The following is a 20,086-nucleotide window of genomic DNA, read 5'->3' on the forward strand; positions in this document are numbered from 1 at the left end:
TTATCTCATTCCTAAGTCATCCCCACGGGTATCACATCTATTCGAATACCACACAAAGCAACTTTTCGTCACTACAGTTTAGCCAAAAAAAAGAAGCACCCGAGGGTGCTTCTTGTTATTCAGTCAATCTAAGCAACGCTTAGTATTCGCGAGAGGATTATTCCCACTCGATCGTCGCTGGTGGCTTACCCGATACATCGTAAACAACACGTGAGATGCCGTCGACTTCGTTGATGATACGGTTAGACACCTTACCCAGGAAATCGTATGGTAGGTGAGCCCAGTGTGCCGTCATAAAGTCGATAGTCTCAACCGCACGCAGTGACACAACCCAATCGTACTTACGGCCGTCGCCCATTACACCCACAGAGCGAACAGGTAGGAACACAGTAAATGCCTGCGAGACTTTGTTGTACAGATCCGCTTTGTGCAACTCTTCGATGAAGATAGCATCAGCACGACGTAGCAAATCACAGTATTCTTTCTTCACTTCACCCAGTACACGTACACCTAGGCCAGGACCCGGGAACGGGTGGCGGTAAAGCATGTTGTAAGGCAGGCCAAGCTCAAGACCAATCTTACGAACTTCATCTTTGAACAACTCTTTTAGCGGCTCAACCAAGCCCATTTCCATATCATCAGGCAGGCCACCAACGTTGTGGTGCGACTTGATAACATGCGCCTTACCGGTTTTCGATGCTGCTGATTCGATAACATCTGGGTAAATCGTACCCTGTGCCAACCACTTCGCATTGGCTAGTTTCTTCGACTCTTCATCGAACACATCAACAAATACGTGGCCGATGATCTTACGCTTAGCTTCCGGCTCTGCCTCACCCGCAAGTGCATCGAGGAAACGATCTTCGGCTTTGACGTGTACAATCTTCAAGCCAAAGTGATCGCCAAACATTTCCATTACCTGCTCACCTTCGTTCAAACGAAGCAGGCCATTGTCGACAAACACACATGTCAACTTGTCACCAATCGCACGGTGGATAAGCATCGCAACAACAGAAGAATCAACACCACCTGACAGGCCAAGGATCACTTCATCGTCACCCACTTGCTCTTTGATACGTGCAACAGCGTCATCAATGATGTTCGCCGACGTCCATAGCTTCTCACAACCACAGATGTTCAGAACAAAGTTCTCAATAATGCGCATACCCTGACGAGTATGGGTAACTTCTGGGTGGAACTGCACACCGTAGAAATTTTTCTCTACATTGGCCATTGCCGCGTAAGGGCAGGTTTCAGTTTCCGCGACCTTAACGAAATCAGATGGGATTTCGACCACTTTGTCACCGTGGCTCATCCATACATCTAGCAGTGCCTTGCCATCTTCAGCAATTGAATCTTCGATATTTTGGAAGAAAGCAGTTGGCTCAACCACTTTAACCTGAGCATAACCGAACTCACGTTCAGTTGAACCCGCTACTTTACCACCAAGCTGCTCGGCCATTGTCTGCATACCGTAGCAAACACCGAATACAGGTACACCAGCATCGAACACATACTGCGGTGCGCGAGGGGAACCTTCTTCAGTCACACTTTCCGGGCCACCAGAAAGAATGATGCCGTTAGGGTTGAAGTCGCGAATATCCGCTTCATCAACGTCCCAGCTCCATAGTTCACAATAAACACCAATTTCACGGATACGGCGTGCAATAAGCTGGGTGTACTGGGAACCAAAGTCCAGGATCAGGATACGCTGGTCATGAATATTTGTGGTCGTGGTCATTCGAGCTGTCTCAAAAAATAATGGAAAGGTGGGGGCATAAAAACGCCCCCGATCTTATACAAGTTTCGCGTTTAGGCAAACGTTTTCGTCAGTTGCAGGTGCAGCTGATGAAAATTAACCCAAGCGGTAGTTTGGTGCTTCTTTGGTGATCGTCACATCGTGAACGTGTGATTCATTCAGACCGGCACCTGAAATGCGAACAAATTCAGCTTTGGTACGCAGCGCCTCGATAGTCGCAGAGCCGGTTAGGCCCATGCTTGAACGCAGGCCACCCATTTGCTGGTGAACGATTTCTTTCATGTGGCCCTTGTAAGCAACACGGCCTTCGATACCTTCAGGAACCAACTTATCAGCTGCGTTATCCGTCTGGAAGTAACGGTCAGAAGACCCTTTCGACATTGCGCCCAAAGAACCCATGCCACGGTAAGATTTGTAAGCTCGGCCTTGGTACAACTCAACTTCACCCGGTGCTTCTTCCGTACCTGCGAACATTGAACCGACCATGACACATGATGCGCCAGCAGCAATGGCTTTACACATATCGCCAGAGAAACGGATACCACCATCGGCAATAACAGGGATATCGAACTGGTCAGCCACAGCAACTGCATCAGCGATAGCCGTTACCTGAGGTACACCCACACCGGTAACGATACGGGTAGTACAGATAGAACCTGGGCCAATACCCACTTTCACAGCGCTTACACCAGCGTCGATAAGCGCACGAGCACCTTCAGCCGTAGCGACATTACCACCAACAATTGGCAGATCAGGGAACGCTTCGCGCGTTTCGCGGATTCGGGTAAGTACGCCTTCAGAGTGACCGTGTGAAGAATCGATAAGTAGTACGTCAACGCCTGCTTCTACCAGCGCCTTAACACGCTCTTCGTTGCCTGCACCAGCACCTACGGCTGCACCTACGCGAAGACGGCCACGCTCATCTTTACATGCATTAGGCTTACGCTCTGCTTTCTGGAAGTCTTTCGCGGTGATCATACCACGAAGCTGGAAGTCATCGTTGACTAGCAGTACTTTCTCAACGCGGTACTGCTGCATGATAGCTTCAACTTCTTCACGCGATGCGCCTTCTTTAGCAGAAGCCAGTTTATCTTTTGGCGTCATCACTTCTTCAACCTTCATCGAAAGGTCAGTCACAAAACGAACGTCACGGCCAGTGATAATACCAACAAGCTCATTGGTATCAGAAACAACAGGGTAGCCGGCAAAACCGTTTTCAATTGTCAGACGCTTCACATCTTCAATTGTGTTGTAAGGCTTCACGGTAACAGGTTCAGAAACCACACCGGCTTCGAATTTTTTCACCATGCGAACTTCATTGGCTTGTTGCTCAATGGACATGTTCTTGTGGATAAAACCAATGCCGCCTTCCTGGGCAAGGGCAATTGCCAGGCGACCTTCTGTCACTGTATCCATTGACGCAGACACCATAGGGATGTTCAGCGTAATGTCTTTCGTCAGGCGGGTGCGCAGATCGGCAGTGTTAGGCAGTACAGTAGAATGGGCTGGAACCAGTAGGACATCATCGAAAGTCAAAGCTTCTTGTTTGATTCGTAACATTGCAATATCTCACACCAAGTAGAGGTTTAAAGAAGGATAAAATATTGCGGACGAATTATACGGGTGAAGCAATCGATTGGCTAGACTTTTTTTAATTTATTTAATTGACAAATTTGTCTTGCTGTGTAGTATATTTCGGTTAAGTTTCCGGTGCTGCGGTCAGCATATTACGACCAAGATCTGTCCATAGATCTGCCCAGGCTTTTTTCACCACGTCCTGTCGCCCGTCTACCGCACACCCCAGCCTTCCAATACAGGTATCTTGTCTCGTGACGTTATTTGCTCAACAGAACCAGACCAATGACCGTATCTACACCGTTTCCAGCCTCAATGCCCAAGTTCGTTTGATCCTTGAAAACGAAATGGGAGTGGTTTGGCTGGTCGGTGAGCTATCGAATCTCTCCATGCCCGTTTCCGGCCATTGGTATTTCACCCTTAAAGACTCACGCGCCCAAGTTAAATGCGCCATGTTCAAAGGCAGCAACCGACGTGTGACCTTCAAGCCGGCAAATGGCACTCAGGTACTGGTCAAGGCCCGCCTTTCACTCTACGAACCACGTGGTGATTATCAGTTGATCATCGAGAGTATGCAGCCCGAGGGGGATGGTCGCCTCCAACAGCAATTTGAACAGCTAAAAATGAACTTGGCTGCCGAAGGTCTATTTGCCCAATCACTCAAGCAGCCACTGCCAGAGCAACCACAACGTGTGGGGATTATCACTTCCAAAACCGGTGCTGCCCTACATGATATTCTTAATGTCCTGCAACGCCGCGATCCAAGCTTGCCCATTGTCATCTATCCAACAGTTGTCCAAGGGGAAGGTTCCGCAATCTCGATCGCCCAGGCCATTGGCCGTGCCAATGCCCGCCGTGAGTGTGATGTGCTGATTGTCGGGCGAGGTGGCGGTTCACTGGAAGATCTCTGGGCCTTTAACGAAGAAATCGTGGCGCGGACCATAGCGGCCAGCCAGATCCCAATTGTCAGTGCTGTGGGCCACGAAGTCGATGTCACTATCGCAGATTTTGTTGCAGATGTTCGAGCACCAACACCATCAGCGGCTGCAGAACTGATCAGCCGAGATATGGGTTTCCAAACCCAAAAAATTAGCCAAAAAAAGCAGCAACTTCAGCATGCAATGCGTCATTACCTATCTGCTAAGCAAGCACAAACAATCCGTCTGCAGCATCGCCTTGATCGGCAGCACCCGCAAGTGCGCCTCAACCAGCAGCAACAGCAGTTGGACGAATTGTCAGGCAAGCTAGAATTGGCCATGAAACAGCATCTGGGCCGTCACCAACAGCACATTGACCGTATTGACTACAAACTGGCTCTCAACTCACCGGCACAAGTTGTCAAAGCGCAACAGAATCGGCTTGAGAAATTGCAGCAACGACTTCAAGATGGAATGGATCGCCGCCTGCTCAATGCCAGCCATAAGCTCGCTATGGCAGCTGAAAAACTGGAAACAGTTAGTCCACTGGCGACCCTAGGCCGCGGCTACTCAATTACCCGCAATCGCAAGGGACAGGTCGTCCGTAGTGCTGGGCAAGTCAAACATGGTGATAGCCTGCGGACAACCCTCGCCGACGGGGAAATCCATTCGATTGTGTCTGAAACAGCAGACTAGCGGCCGTAACACGCTGATAAGTACAAAGCGTCAAATCAAAAATGCCGCCAGTAATCACACCTGGCGGCATTTCTATTTCAGCGACTTATTCCGATTGAGATTACGCTTGTTCAAATATAATTCTGACCCGAGATTTGGACTTCAGCTCATTGCAGCTATTGCAGAAATAGCTCGCCGCCCCGCACGCCTGAAGCTTATCCAACTCGGCCTCGCAATCAGGACAAAAAGCCTTTTTGATAAACGTCGTGCTGCAGCACCCGCAATGGTACTTCCCTTCCTGCCACTCGAGATCTTGTTGACAACTCGGACAAATATTCTGGTTCATTTTCTCTCCCTTAAGCCCAATAATAATTCAATTTGCCAGCCTGCGCCTTTGATCCGGCTCAGCAACCGTAAAGATGCGCTGTAATACAAAACTCAGTAATAACCCGCATCCTGATCGTACTTCAAACCGGTGATCAACGCTAAAAGCCACGGTGATCAGCGATCAGGTACCAAAAGAACATTTATCAATACGCATCCCGAAAGCATAAGTTACATGTTCTGTTTTTCAATTTTTAACGATATTTAACACTGAATCTTCCGCTATAAATCCAGTTGATCAAGAATATTAGAAATCAGCAGTAAAAAGATCGTACTTATAACAAGCGACTCAACCAAAAAATATAATTAACTGATAAATATAAAAAAATCGCCATTAGGCGATTTTTCCTGTCTTCAGACGGTTGATCAAGCTGGATTGCTATATGTTAACATCACCAGTTCCTGATCGCTGTCTATACGGAACTCTACCCGCAATGCCGCATATTCTGCGAGTGAGCGGACATGAGTACCGCCACAGGGGATCTCCACTACTTGGCCTTCCTGCAGATCACAGCGCCAGTAACGTGAATCGGTCAGCGCTTCCCCTTCCCTTCGCAAGTGCACCGGATAACCCGCCTCACACCACAACGCAAGTTGCTGATTGATTTGCTCAGTGATAACAGGCAAAGCTGCCAGCATATCGGCCGCGTTGAGCCCACGTTTGCGTAAGGTTTTACCAATACGATAGGTATCTGTACTGCAATCTTCGGTTACCCTGCTCTCTGTCTGCGCGTAGCTATGAAAATCATAATGCCCGAGTTCATCTTTACGTGATGCGTCCTTACGCCAAAAGTCATGGTGCAGCACCTTATTCAGAGCGAGTGACGACAGGTGGCCGCCACTGTGGCCCCGGCTCAGGGCGAGCTGATAGTGCTCATCAACATTCAGCATGACCTTGCAACCTGCGTGAAGATCGACAACTTCAGCCAGCTGATGCACCACCACAAACACCCATCCTGGCTCATCGCGTTTCACCGGGATATCTGCACCAACGTGCAGCTGACCGCTCTGCTGTTCAACGGCGCCAACGAGGCAATCGACCACTTCATACGCCTGCCCTGCTAGTGTCAATGTACCGCGATCAGCTGGGTGATCTGGCCAGATATGGCTAACAGGATGGAATGGCGTCTTATCGGTAACAACGTAGCAGCCCTGGGACGGAGTGGCCACTGCTGTCAGTTGTACGTCCGCTTCACATTGGTAAATACGCTCAGGAAAAAGTACATGGGTCGCGCTGATCACAATGATGGATATCCTTGCAGGTAGATGGAAAAGTGTAATATCAATCTGGATAAGTCGTTGATCAAGTATTTATGTAGGTTGATATCATAACAAAAAACCCGACCAAGTGGCCGGGTTTGTCTATACAGCTTAATAAGTAACTTGGCGCTACTTCAGCAGTAATTAACTGTCGCTGTCGCGATCACGGTTCTTCAGAGCTGTTGCCAGACGCTTGCGCTGACGCTCCTGAGAAATCGTTAGCTTTTGCTTCTTGGTTTCGAACGGGTTCTCGCTGTTCTGGAACTGAATACGGATTGGCGTACCCATCATTTCCAGTGACTTGCGGTAGTAGTTCATCAAGTAGCGCTTGTACGAGCCCGGCAGTTCATTCACCTGGTTACCGTGAATAACAATAATCGGTGGGTTATAACCACCAGCGTGGGCATACTTCAGTTTCACACGGCGACCACGGATCATTGGTGGCTGGTGATCGTCCTGAGCCATCTGCATAATACGGGTTAGCAACGATGTACTGATACGTTTGGTCGCAGACTGGTAGGCTTCCTGTACTGATTCGTAAAGGTGACCAACACCAGTACCATGCAAAGCCGAGATAAAGTGAATACGGGCAAAGTCGACAAAGCCCAAGCGACGGTCCAGTTCTGACTTCACACGCTCTTTGACTTCGTTATCCAAGCCATCCCACTTATTCACGGCAATAACCAGTGAACGACCGGCGTTCAAGGCAAAACCAAGCAGGCTCAAGTCCTGATCAGAAATGTTTTCACGCGCATCGATGACCAGCAGAACAACGTTGGCATCTTCCACCGCTTTTAGCGTTTGGATCACCGAGAATTTTTCTACCGCTTGACTCATGTTCTTACGACGACGGATCCCTGCCGTATCAATCAGAACATACTCTTGGCCTTCGCGCTCCATCGGAATGTAGATGGAATCACGGGTCGTACCCGGCATATCGTATACAACAACACGCTCTTCACCCAGAATACGGTTCGTCAGTGTCGACTTACCCACATTCGGGCGGCCAATAATTGCCAACTTAATTGGCTGCTCTTGCAAACGCTTATACGCTGCTTCCGCATCCGCTTCAGACAGATTGGCTTTCTCGATATCTTCAACCGACGTAAGATCTTCGATGAACACTTCATCGCTTTCTTCATCTGTTGACTCGTTCAGGCTATCTGCGAACGGGGCCAGTGCACGCTCCATCAGTGCCGTCACACCACGGTTTTGCGCCGCAGCGATCTGGTACATGCCGTTCATACCCAGCTTCCAGAATTCAGCACATGCGCTGTCGCCATCAACACCGTCAATCTTGTTTACCACCAAGAAAGTCGGTTTTTCGCGGCTACGCAGGTGCTTAGCAATCGCTTCATCTGACGAAGTCAGGCCAGCACGACCATCTACCAGGAACAGAACAACATCCGCTTCTTCAATCGCCGCCAGTGACTGCTCGGCCATTTTGGTTTCGACGCCTTCTTCAGTTCCGTCGATACCGCCGGTATCAATCACAATAAATTCATGCTCTTCGAGCTCAGCCTTACCGTATTTACGATCCCTTGTTAGGCCAGGAAAGTCAGCTACCAGCGCATCCCTTGTACGGGTAAGACGGTTAAATAACGTCGATTTACCCACGTTTGGGCGCCCGACAAGGGCAACAACAGGAATCATAAGTACCTCTTACTTTTCATAGTCATAATGACATATTTCCATTCATTCTTGCCTCCAGCCAGGCCAGCGGCCTGTACCTTCATCCGACAATAATATCGCGAACGGATATAACAACAACGGCTCCTGACTGTGTCCACAGCAGGAGCCGAAAATAATAATGGCGCGTATTATAACGGCAAATTACGGCATTTGCATTTTGTTAATACGTCCATTGCGGGTGATCACCAAGTAACCATCACTCATCCGGACCGGTGGTACCGCAATACCGCTGCCGTCAGTTTCCTGCTGGGCAACAAAATCACCGCTGTAAGGGTCAAGCCAGTGCAAGTAACCTTCACTATCACCCACAACCAGGTAACCACCAATCACAGCGGGGGCGCTAAGCAAGCGGTGCTCCAGTTGGCTATTCGACCACAGCTCCGTGCCACTGCGTGTATCTACCGCAACAACATGGTCTTTATCTGTGATCAAATATAGCTGACTACCGTCAATAGCAAAATCAGTGGCCGAAGAATAGTTGCGTTTCCATGCAGGCTGACCGGTACGCAAATCAATCGATACCAAGCTACCATTGAAGCCAAGGGCTAACAGGCGCTCGCCATCAATAACTGGGGTCGCATCGACATCAACCAGACGGTCAATTTCGGTACCACCTTTTGGCGAACCAATCGGCTGTTGCCATAGCATCTGGCCATTGCCCATCAGGGCTCCCGCCAAACGCCCATTGGCCTGTCCCCAGAATACACCACCAGAGATCGACACTGGCGAGCTGTCGCCGCGCAGAGTCAAGGTGGGTACTTCACTACCTAGCTGCCAGCGGCTTTCACCGCTGTCTGCATCCAGTGCCTGCAAAATGCCACGGCTGGTATTAACCACCACCAAGCCTTCATCGACCAATGGCTTTGATAATACCTCGCCTTCTACCGTCTGACGCCAAATGACTTCACCGGTTTCTTCATCGAGGGCAATAACCTCGGCATTTTCCGAGCCAATGAACACTTTGCCGTAAGACAAGGTCATACCGCCAGCCAATCTTGCGGGTATATCTCCTTCAAGATCCTGCTGCCAAATTTCCTTCCCTGTATCAGGCTCCAGCGCTTTGACCAAACCATTACGGTCAGCAACAAACACCTTACCGTAACCTACTGCCGGGCTCAGCTTGGAAAAGAAATGGCCAACACCATCCCCTACCTTGCTGCTCCATCCCTGCACTGGGGTAAACGTGCTTTCAACCACAGGCAACGGTGCCATCTGGATAGTGTCTTCCTCACTGGCACAACCGGCAAGTAAACCGACGGCCAATGCGACCGACACTGCTTGCTTCAACACCTTCTGCATACGCTCTACCTTACTGTGCCAAGTCGTCTAGCTTGATCTGCAAGGCCGGAGATGCACCAAGCTGCTGTGCGCTAATATAAGCTTCACGTGCCGCTTCAGCATCACCTTTTTGCAACAGAACATCACCACGTAGCTCAGCCACTTTGGCCTGCCAGCTTTCAGCTGTCACTTTGTCCAGCTCTGACAAGGCCTTATCGAAAGTATCCTGCTCGGCGTAAATACGTGCCAAGCGGGTTTGAGCAATTGGCAAGATCGCAACATCTTTGGTATTGGCGATAGCCCAGCTCAACTGCTCGGCGGCACCATCCAAGTCACCACTATCAACCTGCGCTTTCGCTAGTTGAAGTGCAGCCAAAACAGAGTACTGGCTGCTTTCATGGGCTGCGATAAATGCTTGTACATCTGCAATGGCTGACTCATTACCACTTTCCAGGCGGTTAACCACTTGGGTATATGCATCGGATGCCTGCTCCTTGGCTGACTGAACTTCCGACTGGTAGTAACGCCAGCCAAACAGCCCCCCCAAACCAATCACAGTACCGAGAACAACGGCTTTACCGTTTTCTTTCCACCAAGCCTTTATCTGTTCAACTTGTTGTTCTTCTGTGATATTGCCGTCCACTTCCTGTCCTCTCTTAAATCAATTCGGCCAGCTTCGCTGCCACTTCGTCTTGCGCCATCGTGGTTTGCTCACCGCCGCGAAGATCTTTAACTACCACGGTATTTTCAGCGATTTCGTTTTCGCCCAGTACCAATGCTACTGCTGCGCCGACATTGTCAGCGCGCTTGAATTGCTTCTTGAAGTTACCACCACCGAAGTGGCTCATTACACGCAGGCCAACAACTTCTTCGCGTAGCTTCTCAGCCAGCTTCATGCCTGCCATCATGGTGCCTTCGCCCGCCGTTACCATGTACACGTCAACCGGACGGCGTACATCAGTCAGCTCTAGGGTTTCCATCATCAATACCAGACGCTCTAGACCCATAGCAAAGCCAACGGCCGGTGTCGCTTTGCCGCCAAGTTGCTCAACCAAGCCATCATAGCGGCCACCGCCACATACCGTACCCTGCGCACCAAGGCTCTCGGTGATCCACTCAAATACTGTACGGTTGTAATAGTCTAAACCACGTACAAGACGTTCATTTACCTGGTATTCGATACCAGCAGCGTCCAATAGTTCACACAAACCGGCAAAATGTTGTTTTGACTCGTCATCAAGGTAGTCAGACAGCTTAGGAGCATCAACCAACACAGTCTGGATGGCCGCGTTTTTGGTATCAAGTACACGCAGCGGGTTAGTGTGCATACGACGCTTGCAGTCTTCATCCAAAATATCGATGTGCTGCTCAAGGAAAGCAATCAATGCCTGGCGGTAGTCAGCACGGGCTTCAAGCGAACCGATAGAGTTCAGCTCAAGGCGAACATGCTTATCAATGCCCAGCTCACGCCACATGCGAGCAGTCATCATAATAAGTTCTGCATCAACGTCCGGGCCATTTAGACCAAAGACTTCCACACCGCACTGGTGGAACTGGCGGTAGCGACCTTTTTGAGGACGCTCGTGGCGGAACATAGGGCCGGTGTACCACAGACGCTGTTCCTGGTTGTATAGCAGGCCATTCTGGATGCCGGCACGTACACAGCCAGCCGTTCCTTCCGGACGCAAAGTCAGGCTATCGCCGTTGCGGTCCTCAAACGTATACATTTCCTTTTCAACAACATCCGTTACTTCACCGATTGCCCGACTAAACAAATGCGTCGACTCGACGATAGGCATACGGACTTCACTGTAACCGTAAGCGCTTACAACTTGTTTAATGGTCGATTCCACTTTCTGCCAAAGTGGAGACTGGGTTGGAAGGCAGTCGTTCATGCCTCGAATTGCTTGAATTTGTTTCGCCACGTTTATTCTCGTTAACCGATGGGGAATGGAGTTGAATATATAGGTTATAACGCAAATAGTGAACCGCCCCAACACGTGTAGGGGCGATTCTTGCTAATTTCGTTATTTTTCTGTCACATCTATGCGGTTTGCTGTATCCAGCATCGATGCTTTCGCGCGAATTTTAGCTTCCAGCTGCTCAATCACGTTATCGTTATCGAAACGCTCTTTCTGGCGCAGGCCGTCTTCATAAAACGCACTTTTGCGGTTACCACCAGCAATACCAAGGTGTGACACTTCTGCTTCACCCGGGCCATTGACCACACAACCGATAACCGAGACATCCATAGGTATTGTGATGTCTTCAAGTCGCTGCTCCAGCTCGTTCACAGTGCCAATTACATCAAACTCTTGGCGTGAACACGTTGGGCAGGCAATAAAATTAATACCGCGAGAGCGGATACGCAGGGATTTGAGGATATCAAAACCGACTTTGATTTCTTCAACCGGATCGGCTGCCAAAGAAACACGCAAAGTATCACCGATACCTTCAGCCAGCAGCATACCCAAGCCAACAGCGGATTTCACCGAACCTGCACGTGCACCACCGGCTTCGGTGATCCCCAAGTGGAGTGGCTGTCTGATCTGCTGGGCCAACCTGCGGTAAGAATCTACCGCCAAGAAGACATCAGATGCCTTCACGCTGACCTTGAATTGGTCGAAGTTTAGACGGTCCAGTATATCGACATGGCGCATCGCCGATTCCACCAAGGCATCTGGTGTCGGCTCACCGTATTTCTGCTGGATATCTTTTTCCAGCGAGCCACCGTTCACCCCGATGCGAATAGGGATGTTGTTGTCACGGGCGCAGTCTACAACCGCACGGATACGATCTTCACGACCAATATTACCCGGGTTGATACGCAGGCAATCAACACCGTACTCGGCGACTTTAAGCGCGATACGGTAATCAAAGTGAATGTCAGCCACCAGAGGAATATTCACCTGCTGCTTAATTAGCTTAAACGCCTCAGCCGCGTCCATGGTTGGCACCGAAACACGGACGATATCAGCACCGACATTTTCCAATGCTTGGATCTGCGCGACGGTCGCTGCCACATCGGTGGTGCGAGTATTGGTCATTGACTGCACCGCAATAGGTGCACCATCACCGATTGGCACATCACCGACATAAATACGGGTGGACTGACGGCGTTTAATTGGAGACTCGTTATGCATTACATCTACTCTTTACTGCGGCAGTTTCAATCGCGCCACTTTACCTGCAGGGTACCTGCTAAGATCAACAGGTTTACCTTTATAGCTCATGGTGACGACGCTCGGTGCACCTAGCACCACACGGAAAGGCTCACTGCCATCAAGCTTCAGGACATCGCCGGCTTTCTTAATACCAGTATCCAAGCGGCGACCATTGGCATCACGGATGTCGATCCAGCAATCACCGGTAAAACTCAGTTCAAGATCAGAACTGGCGACGACGGTTTCCTCTTCAGAGACCACCTCGTTCAACTGCTCGGCAGCCAAGCTGTCAGCGCTGTCTACATCGGCATCTGCCTGCTCTTGTGGTTCGGTAAAGCTGTCTTCGAAGCTGGCCTGAGGCTCAGGTTCGATCGATGGTAGCTGTACCTGTTGCTCAGCATCGACCGTACTCACGATACTCGCATTATCGTCCGAACCCGGCTCGGTGACTGCCGTCAGCACTGCTGTACTGCTGCCGTTGCCAGCATTGGCAATCGCCTCATCCAGCGCCTGCACCTCTGCAGGATCGGCGGTAAGCTCTGCTTCTGGGGTCATCTGCAAGCTCTGCCACCACCAGATCCCGGTCAAACCGACAAACAGGGCGCCCAGAGCCCAGGTCAATCGCATGATACGGCTATCGTGCGCTTCACGCTTGGTACGGCGTGAAAAGCTCTGCATCTCCTGCTCTTGAGGTTGAGCGTGACCTTGCTGGTCAAGTTTGGCCAGTATCTCAGCCTCATCAAGGCCGACAAATTTGGCATAGGAACGCACATAACCACGAGTAAACGTGGCCAGTTGCGCTTCTTCGAAATGGTTATCTTCGATATCGCTGACAACCGAGAGGCGGAGCCTCAATCGGCTTGCAACATCCTTCTGTGAATAGCCTAGCTTCTCTCGAGCCTGACGCAGCATATCCCCTGGAAGAATGATATCTTCTGTTGATCGTTCTTCGTTCTGTTCAGTATTCATTGGCTAGATATTTTTGATATTGCTGAGAGTTTGGGTATTGGGCTTTGAGAATACCAGCGTATTTATCCGCTTGGCTATCAGAGCCAGCCAGCTGCTCTAGCTGGATCAACAGCCAAAGGCTGTCGGCTTTATACCCGTATCTTTTGTTAAATTTAAACAGCCTGACGCGGGCTTCCTTGAAGTTCTGCGTCTCAATGTCCAACTTCGACAGATTCAGCATCGACCTTGCCCGGTATGGATCGTAAGACAAGGCCTTTTCAAAGTAGCCGCGAGCTTGTGGTTGGTTGCCTTGCTCTAGACTACACAGTGCTGCATTTTCATAACTGGCCGAAGTCAGGTAGTAATATGGTTGCTTGATAGCACGCTCAAATTCATTGATCGCATCATCATAGCGCCCCTGACTACACAAGAATACACCATAGTTGTTTCTTACATCGCCATTTTTTGGCGAATCTTTCAGCGCCTGGCGATACATGGTTTCAGCTGATTCAGGTTCGTCCACCCGCTGGTAGTAATAAGCCATCGCATTTTGCGCCCGGTAATAACGTGGCGCATAGCGCAGGGCGAGCTCAAAATTATCACGCGCCCGCTGCCATTGTCCTTTCTCTAAATACCCCAGCCCAAGAGTGACTCTGGCTTCTGAAGCCTCAATCTTGTTCATGCTCTGGGGAACATTGCCAGACTCGTCGACGGTAACACAACCGGCCATAAAACTACACAATAATAGGTACATCGTCCATCGCACCATCCCAATCTCACCTTAATATCCATATTAATGTGCAGCCAAAGCAGATATCCTCTCCGCCTTGGCTAGGTAATTTTCTATTAGACTGATTTTACCGGGATTTGTTCAGCTTTTTGAGCCTTAGCTTGCGTGCGTTTCGTGCGGTCAATCACATCACCTACCAATTGTCCGCATGCCGCATCGATATCATCGCCACGGGTCTTACGAACGGTTACCGTAAAGTCGTATTCCATCAACGTTTTCATGAAACGGTCAATACGAGAGTTACTCGGCTTCTTGTACGGAGAACCTGGATAAGGGTTGAATGGGATCAAGTTCACCTTGGCCGGCGTATCTTTCAATAACACACCCAACTGACGCGCATGTTCCATATCATCATTAACATGATCAAGCAGTACGTATTCCACGGTCACACGGCCACGGTTTGCATTGGATGAATCAATGTAACGGCGAACCGACGCGAGAAAATCTTCGATATTCCAACGATCGTTGATTGGCATGATTTGCGAACGCAACTCATCGGTTGGTGCGTGCAAAGAGATCGCCAGTGCCACATCAATAGTGCCCGTCATCTGGTCAAGGCCTGATACAACACCTGATGTTGATACCGTAACGCGGCGCTTAGAAAGACCAAAACCAAGGTCATCAAGCATGATTTCAAGTGCTGGGATCAGGTTCTTCATGTTCAGCAGCGGTTCACCCATACCCATCATGACAATGTTGGTAATAGGGCGACGACCGGTTTCTTTCTCGATACCGATCTCTTTAGCAGCACGCCAAACCTGACCAATGATTTCCGACACGCGTAGGTTACGGTTGAAACCCTGCTGGGCCGTTGAGCAGAACTTACATTCCAAAGCACAACCTACCTGAGAGGACACACACAATGTCGCACGGTCCTCATCAGGAATGTAGACCGTTTCCACATCCTGATCACCGACTTTCATCGCCCACTTGATAGTGCCGTCGCTCGAGTGCTGGGCCTCTGCGACATATGGCGCACGAATTTCTGCCACTCGTTTGAGTTTTTCACGCAATTTCTTGTTGATGTTCGTCATCTGATCGAAATCATCACAACCGAAATGATAAATCCACTTCATTATCTGATCGGCGCGGAAGGCTTTTTCACCCAGTTCATCGGCAAAATACTTACGCAGCCCCTTGCGATCAAAATCCAGCAGATTTGTTTTAACAGTTGTCATCGGTTGTTGCCTCTTTAAATTACGTGACGTTATCTGTGCCTTGGGCATACCGGTGCACGGTATACGACAGGACCTTTAAGCCCAAACTGTGGTCATGCGCTATGAAATAACCCACCTGTTGTCAGTTTGGTTTTATACCCGGGTAACTGCAAGGTGCCTATTCCAGCGAAGATTACCTGAAGCCCCTGAGTATAAGGCGCGAAATTGTACAGGCTTTGGCAGTGAGATGCCACTTGTTCACTCAGCAGGGGTATCGCGGACAAATAAAAACGGGAAACCTTGGCTTCCCGTTTCTTTACTTAAGGCTTAACCTCGTCGCTTAATCGCGAGCACAAATCTCGTCATCAGCAAAGAAGTAGGCAATCTCACGTGCAGCAGACTCTGGGCTGTCTGCGCCATGTACCGAGTTATGACGCAGGCTGAGTGCATAGTCGGCACGCAGGGTACCGCATGCCGCATCTTCCGGGTTGGTCTTGCCCATCAGCTCACGATATCGCACCACGGCATTGTCACCCTCCAGCACCTGAACCATCACCGGCCCCGACGTCATAAAAGCCACCAGATCATCAAAAAACGGCTTACCCTCATGCTCGGCATAAAAGCCTTTGGCCTTGTCGGCATCCATGCGGATCATTTTTGCAGCGACCACATGTAGCCCCGCCTTTTCGATTCGGTGATAAATAGCACCAATCAGATTACGCTTAACAGCATCTGGCTTTACGATTGAGAATGTTCTTTCAATTGTCATTATTATAGTTCCCTCTGGCTAAAATCTACGGCTAAAGCAGCATCGCTGCAATGTTGGCAACCCCAACTCCCGTCGCACCAGCCGCCCAGCGGGCGTCCGCGCTATCTCGGAAGCAAGCCGCCAAATCAAAATGAACCCAACCGCAATTGTCAGTATCAACAAAACGCGACAAAAAGGCAGCCGCATTGGATGCACCACCCATTCCGCCACCTTTCTGCACCCGGCTATTGGCGGTATCTGCGTAGTATGACGGGCAGTTGGCCTGATGCCAGCTCTCCAACGGCAACGGCCATGCTGGCTCATTGACCAAGTCAGACAACTGCTGTGCTTTGAATACCAGCGCCTTGTCCAAGCCAAACAACGCATTATAGTCAGTTCCCACCGCCATCATCGCAGCGCCGGTCAGGGTCGCCGCATCAATGATGAGTGGCGCTTTGGTTTCACTGGCAGCAATCAAACCATCCGCCAGTACCAAACGTCCCTCGGCATCGGTATTTACAATTTCTACGGTCTGGCCATTCTTGTACGTTAGCACATCACCTAGTTTATAGGCGTTTCCGGCAATCATGTTTTCGGCACAACACAAGATCAACTTCACACGTTGACGTAAACCTTGCTCTATCGCATAGCCCAACGCTGCGGTTACCGTGGCGGCACCGCCCATGTCGCACTTCATGGTCACCATGCCAGCGCTCGACTTAATGCTATAGCCGCCCGAGTCAAAGGTGATCCCCTTGCCGACCAAGCACGCCGATACTGGCGCGTCGGTATCCCCTGTTGGGTTGAAGTCCACAGTCAGCATGACCGGTGGACGGCTGCTGGCTCGGCCCACACTGTGGGTACCAATCCAGCCTTGTTCGGCTAGGGCATCGCCAACGACAACCTCGTGAGAAAGGGCTTCGCCAGCAATCGACGACAAGAAGGATAATGCTTCATCCGCCAACTTCTCCGGATACATGTCTTCCGGCGTAGCATTTACCACCTTGCGCACCCAGTCGGCACTGCGACGGCGAGCGTTGAGCAACTCCAGTTCGTCCTCATCGATAGAGGCCCAGCGCAACTGGACCTCGGCTTTCGGTGTTGCGAAACCACAATAAAACGCCCACTGGCGCTCATAACTCCAGCCTTCACCGTCAAGGCTAGCTTGCGTGATCCCTTGCGACTGTAGCTGACGAGCAGCCTGTTGAATACGGCGGAGCGGGTACTCACCAGCAAAATGTACAACGGCACCCTCGGCTTCATACGCCACCAATGCCTTTTCTCCCCATACTCCCGAGTGTGGGACTGACGATAATGAAATCTTTAACATTCTTTCTTCCTGAAAAGCTGCCGCTCATTGGCAGCAACATTATATTTTTAGTTTTAGTCTTGTTCGTGGTCACACAGGATATTTGCTAAGGTGCGGACCCCCATCCCTGTCGCTCCTGCCGCCCACTTATCATTGGCAGATTTGCGATAGGTACCACTGGCATCAATGTGCATCCAGCCATTCTGGTAATCTTCAACAAAGTAAGACAGGAAAGCCGCAGCAGTGCTGGCTCCCGGAAGGAATTCACCCTGTGAGATATTGCTCAGATCTGCAAAATTCGACGGCATCATCGCGCGGTGTTGTTCAGCCAGCGGTAACGGCCATAGACCTTCATTTTCATCACTGGCTGCCATCAGGGCTTTCTGGGCCAAACCGTGATCGAAGCTGAACAGCGCATGGTAGTCATTGCCCAGTGCATTCTTCGCCGCACCGGTCAGAGTGGCACAGTCAATGATCAGTTCTGGGTTCTGGCTACTCGCATAGATCAGACCGTCAGCCAGTACCAAACGGCCTTCGGCATCGGTATTGAGCACTTCAACGGTTTTGCCATTCTTGTAAGTAATGATATCGCCCAGCTTGAACGCGCGACCTGATACCATATTTTCGGCACAACACAGGATCAGCTTGATACGCTTGTTGGTACCACGGGCAATAGCCAGTGCCAGCGCACCGGTAGCCAACGCCGAGCCCCCCATATCAGCCTTCATCGCAATCATACCGGCAGAAGGCTTCATGCTGTAGCCACCTGAATCAAACGTAATACCCTTACCTACCACACACGTGTGTACAGGCGCATCGGCATTACCGGTTGGATTGTAGTCAAGGCGCAGCATTGCTGGTGAGCGCTCAGAACCACGGCCGACGGTATGGATACCGTTCCAGCCCTCATCCAACAGGTCGTTGCCCTTGATAATTTTGTAAGTCACATGCTCCGGCGCTAGTGACTTGATCAGCTCCCCAGCTCGGGATGCCAGTTGCGAAGGACGAACCACTTCTGCTGACTGATTGATAATATCGCGAACCCAGTTGGTTGCCATTAGGCGTGCCTGCAGCTCAGCTTCATCAGCATCTGACAGCCCGCTCCAGCTTATCTCATTCCCCGGTTTGGCATTGCGGTGTCCCTGCACAAAGGCCCAGATACATTCCAGATCCCAGCCGTCACCAATTAGCTCGATGTTCTTGATACCTTGCGCATCCAGTTTACGGCCAGCACGTTGAATGGCAGGCAATGCATTTTCTTCTGTCAGGTGGACTACCGCACCATCAGCTTCGAAGGTTACTAGGGCATTTTCGCCCCATTTAGCGTCAGCTGCTTCCGTAGACAGTAGCACACTCATTTTGGCAGACATGAAAGACTCCTTGGATTGTTGTTACTCCACCATGTTACGGCGCAGTAACGGGATGTGATAGGACGAACCTAACGCCTGAATACATTATCTTGCACGCATTTAGATAACAAATACATGACAATGGCGTTACCCGTTATAACAGATGTTATTGGGGCGCATTTCGGCATTACAAGGGGTTTCACAGCGATTTCAGCACGTTCCGGGCTGTCTTCCCTAGCAAGACAAGACATGACAGATGAAAATAAGGCCATTGATCCAATTTTCAGGATTTATCTTACTCTGCCTTGGTTAATGTCAAGAAACAAGCTGTTTACAACGAGAGTAGGAGCAAGATCATGGCGGGGGAATTAGTGGGAAGGGCGTTTGGAAGAAAGCGGGTTAATCCGCCTCTTCAATCCAGTACATCTGTACGGCTTCGAGCACCCGCTCGCTGCAATGCTCGGGATCATCATCAAATGCCTCCAGTGCCAGGATCCATTCCCTTAAATCAGTAAAACGTAGTGTCACCGGATCAACATCTGGGTGTTGCTCGGACAGCTCGATCGCCAACTCCCGCGAGTCAATCCACTTCAAGCCCATAACGACCTCCTATTCTTCCGTCCATAGCCTTTAGCCAGAATAATTTTTGTTTGGTATTAGTGTAGCTAACCGCAAAGCAGTAACATAAAAAAAGCCCTGATAAATTCACCATCAGGGCTTTCAATACATATCCGTGGGTATTAGTGATTTTCCGACGCTAGGTTCAACGTGTATTTCGGAATTTCCACCACCAAATCCTCATCGGTTACTTTAGCCTGGCAGCCCAAGCGTGATTCAGGCTCCAGTCCCCATGCCTTGTCCAGCATGTCATCTTCCAGCTCATCACTTTCTTCTAGTGAATCAAAACCTTCGCGCACAATACAGTGACACGTGGTACACGCACAGGATTTTTCACACGCATGTTCAATGCCAATACCGTTGCGCAGTGCCACGTCAAGAATAGTTTCGCCTTCTTGCGCTTCTAGCACTGCCCCTTCCGGGCAAAGCTCATCATGGGGTAATACAACAATTTTAGGCATGC

At 50.2% G+C, this 20,086-nt stretch carries 18 protein-coding genes; 1 reads left to right on the plus strand and 17 read right to left on the minus strand.

Annotated features, from left to right (window positions below; translation table 11 throughout):
* Positions 1 to 157: 157 nt before the first annotated feature.
* Both guaA and guaB read right to left on the minus strand, forming a co-directional pair.
* Positions 158 to 1,741 (minus strand): glutamine-hydrolyzing GMP synthase, encoded by a 1,584-nt coding sequence (guaA, locus tag ACVA53_RS08815; RefSeq protein ID WP_255040655.1) that lies wholly within the window; start codon positions 1,739 to 1,741, stop codon positions 158 to 160.
* A gap of 114 nt (positions 1,742 to 1,855) precedes the next feature.
* Positions 1,856 to 3,319 carry an IMP dehydrogenase gene (gene guaB, locus ACVA53_RS08820; protein WP_255040654.1) on the minus strand — a complete coding sequence of 488 codons (1,464 nt, stop codon included), beginning with the start codon at positions 3,317 to 3,319 and terminating at the stop codon, positions 1,856 to 1,858.
* A gap of 269 nt (positions 3,320 to 3,588) precedes the next feature.
* Here guaB and xseA point away from each other — a divergent pair, with 269 nt between their 5' ends.
* The gene (gene xseA, locus ACVA53_RS08825; RefSeq protein WP_446504913.1) at positions 3,589 to 4,947 is read left to right on the plus strand and encodes an exodeoxyribonuclease VII large subunit; all 1,359 of its coding nucleotides are present in this window, start codon (positions 3,589 to 3,591) and stop codon (positions 4,945 to 4,947) included.
* Between the two features lie 100 nt (positions 4,948 to 5,047).
* Here the strand turns inward: xseA and ACVA53_RS08830 are convergent, their stop codons facing one another.
* The 15 genes from ACVA53_RS08830 to fdx all read right to left on the minus strand — a co-directional run bounded on the left by ACVA53_RS08830 (position 5,048) and on the right by fdx (position 20,084).
* Positions 5,048 to 5,272, minus strand: a complete 225-nt coding sequence (locus tag ACVA53_RS08830) for a zinc ribbon domain-containing protein (protein WP_255040652.1) — start codon at positions 5,270 to 5,272, stop codon at positions 5,048 to 5,050.
* A gap of 404 nt (positions 5,273 to 5,676) precedes the next feature.
* A complete protein-coding gene (locus tag ACVA53_RS08835; protein ID WP_446504933.1) occupies positions 5,677 to 6,558 on the minus strand; it encodes an alanyl-tRNA editing protein in 882 nt (293 codons plus the stop codon).
* A 156-nt stretch (positions 6,559 to 6,714) separates the two neighbouring features.
* Positions 6,715 to 8,223, minus strand: coding sequence for a ribosome biogenesis GTPase Der (gene der, locus ACVA53_RS08840; RefSeq protein ID WP_255040651.1), 1,509 nt, complete (start codon positions 8,221 to 8,223; stop codon positions 6,715 to 6,717).
* Between the two features lie 180 nt (positions 8,224 to 8,403).
* Positions 8,404 to 9,561: an outer membrane protein assembly factor BamB gene (bamB, locus tag ACVA53_RS08845; protein ID WP_446504914.1), complete on the minus strand. Its 1,158-nt coding sequence runs from the start codon at positions 9,559 to 9,561 to the stop codon at positions 8,404 to 8,406.
* A 10-nt stretch (positions 9,562 to 9,571) separates the two neighbouring features.
* Positions 9,572 to 10,183, minus strand: coding sequence for a YfgM family protein (locus tag ACVA53_RS08850; RefSeq protein ID WP_255040649.1), 612 nt, complete (start codon positions 10,181 to 10,183; stop codon positions 9,572 to 9,574).
* Positions 10,184 to 10,196: 13 nt separating this feature from the next.
* A complete protein-coding gene (gene hisS / locus ACVA53_RS08855) occupies positions 10,197 to 11,465 on the minus strand; it encodes a histidine--tRNA ligase (RefSeq protein WP_255040648.1) in 1,269 nt (422 codons plus the stop codon).
* Positions 11,466 to 11,567: 102 nt separating this feature from the next.
* Complete coding sequence (gene ispG, locus ACVA53_RS08860) at positions 11,568 to 12,683, minus strand: flavodoxin-dependent (E)-4-hydroxy-3-methylbut-2-enyl-diphosphate synthase (RefSeq protein ID WP_255040647.1); 1,116 nt, start codon at positions 12,681 to 12,683, stop codon at positions 11,568 to 11,570.
* 12 nt (positions 12,684 to 12,695) lie between these two features.
* Positions 12,696 to 13,673: a cytoskeleton protein RodZ gene (gene rodZ, locus ACVA53_RS08865; protein ID WP_255040646.1), complete on the minus strand. Its 978-nt coding sequence runs from the start codon at positions 13,671 to 13,673 to the stop codon at positions 12,696 to 12,698.
* On the minus strand, positions 13,663 to 14,421 hold the full coding sequence (gene pilW / locus ACVA53_RS08870; protein WP_255040645.1) for a type IV pilus biogenesis/stability protein PilW: 759 nt from the start codon (positions 14,419 to 14,421) through the stop codon (positions 13,663 to 13,665). Before pilW ends, rodZ begins: the two co-directional genes overlap by 11 nt.
* 77 nt (positions 14,422 to 14,498) lie before the next feature.
* Positions 14,499 to 15,620 (minus strand): bifunctional tRNA (adenosine(37)-C2)-methyltransferase TrmG/ribosomal RNA large subunit methyltransferase RlmN, encoded by a 1,122-nt coding sequence (locus tag ACVA53_RS08875; protein WP_255040644.1) that lies wholly within the window; start codon positions 15,618 to 15,620, stop codon positions 14,499 to 14,501.
* Between the two features lie 319 nt (positions 15,621 to 15,939).
* Positions 15,940 to 16,368, minus strand: a complete 429-nt coding sequence (gene ndk / locus ACVA53_RS08880; protein WP_446504915.1) for a nucleoside-diphosphate kinase — start codon at positions 16,366 to 16,368, stop codon at positions 15,940 to 15,942.
* A 31-nt stretch (positions 16,369 to 16,399) separates the two neighbouring features.
* On the minus strand, positions 16,400 to 17,677 hold the full coding sequence (gene pepB / locus ACVA53_RS08885; RefSeq protein ID WP_446504916.1) for an aminopeptidase PepB: 1,278 nt from the start codon (positions 17,675 to 17,677) through the stop codon (positions 16,400 to 16,402).
* Between the two features lie 53 nt (positions 17,678 to 17,730).
* Positions 17,731 to 19,026, minus strand: coding sequence for an aminopeptidase PepB (gene pepB, locus ACVA53_RS08890; protein WP_255040641.1), 1,296 nt, complete (start codon positions 19,024 to 19,026; stop codon positions 17,731 to 17,733).
* 378 nt (positions 19,027 to 19,404) lie between these two features.
* The gene (gene iscX / locus ACVA53_RS08895; protein ID WP_255040640.1) at positions 19,405 to 19,605 is read right to left on the minus strand and encodes a Fe-S cluster assembly protein IscX; all 201 of its coding nucleotides are present in this window, start codon (positions 19,603 to 19,605) and stop codon (positions 19,405 to 19,407) included.
* Between the two features lie 140 nt (positions 19,606 to 19,745).
* Positions 19,746 to 20,084, minus strand: coding sequence for an ISC system 2Fe-2S type ferredoxin (gene fdx, locus ACVA53_RS08900; protein WP_255040639.1), 339 nt, complete (start codon positions 20,082 to 20,084; stop codon positions 19,746 to 19,748).
* Positions 20,085 to 20,086: the final 2 nt, after the last annotated feature.

The sequence above is a fragment of the Photobacterium sp. DNB23_23_1 genome, from assembly GCF_052873815.1.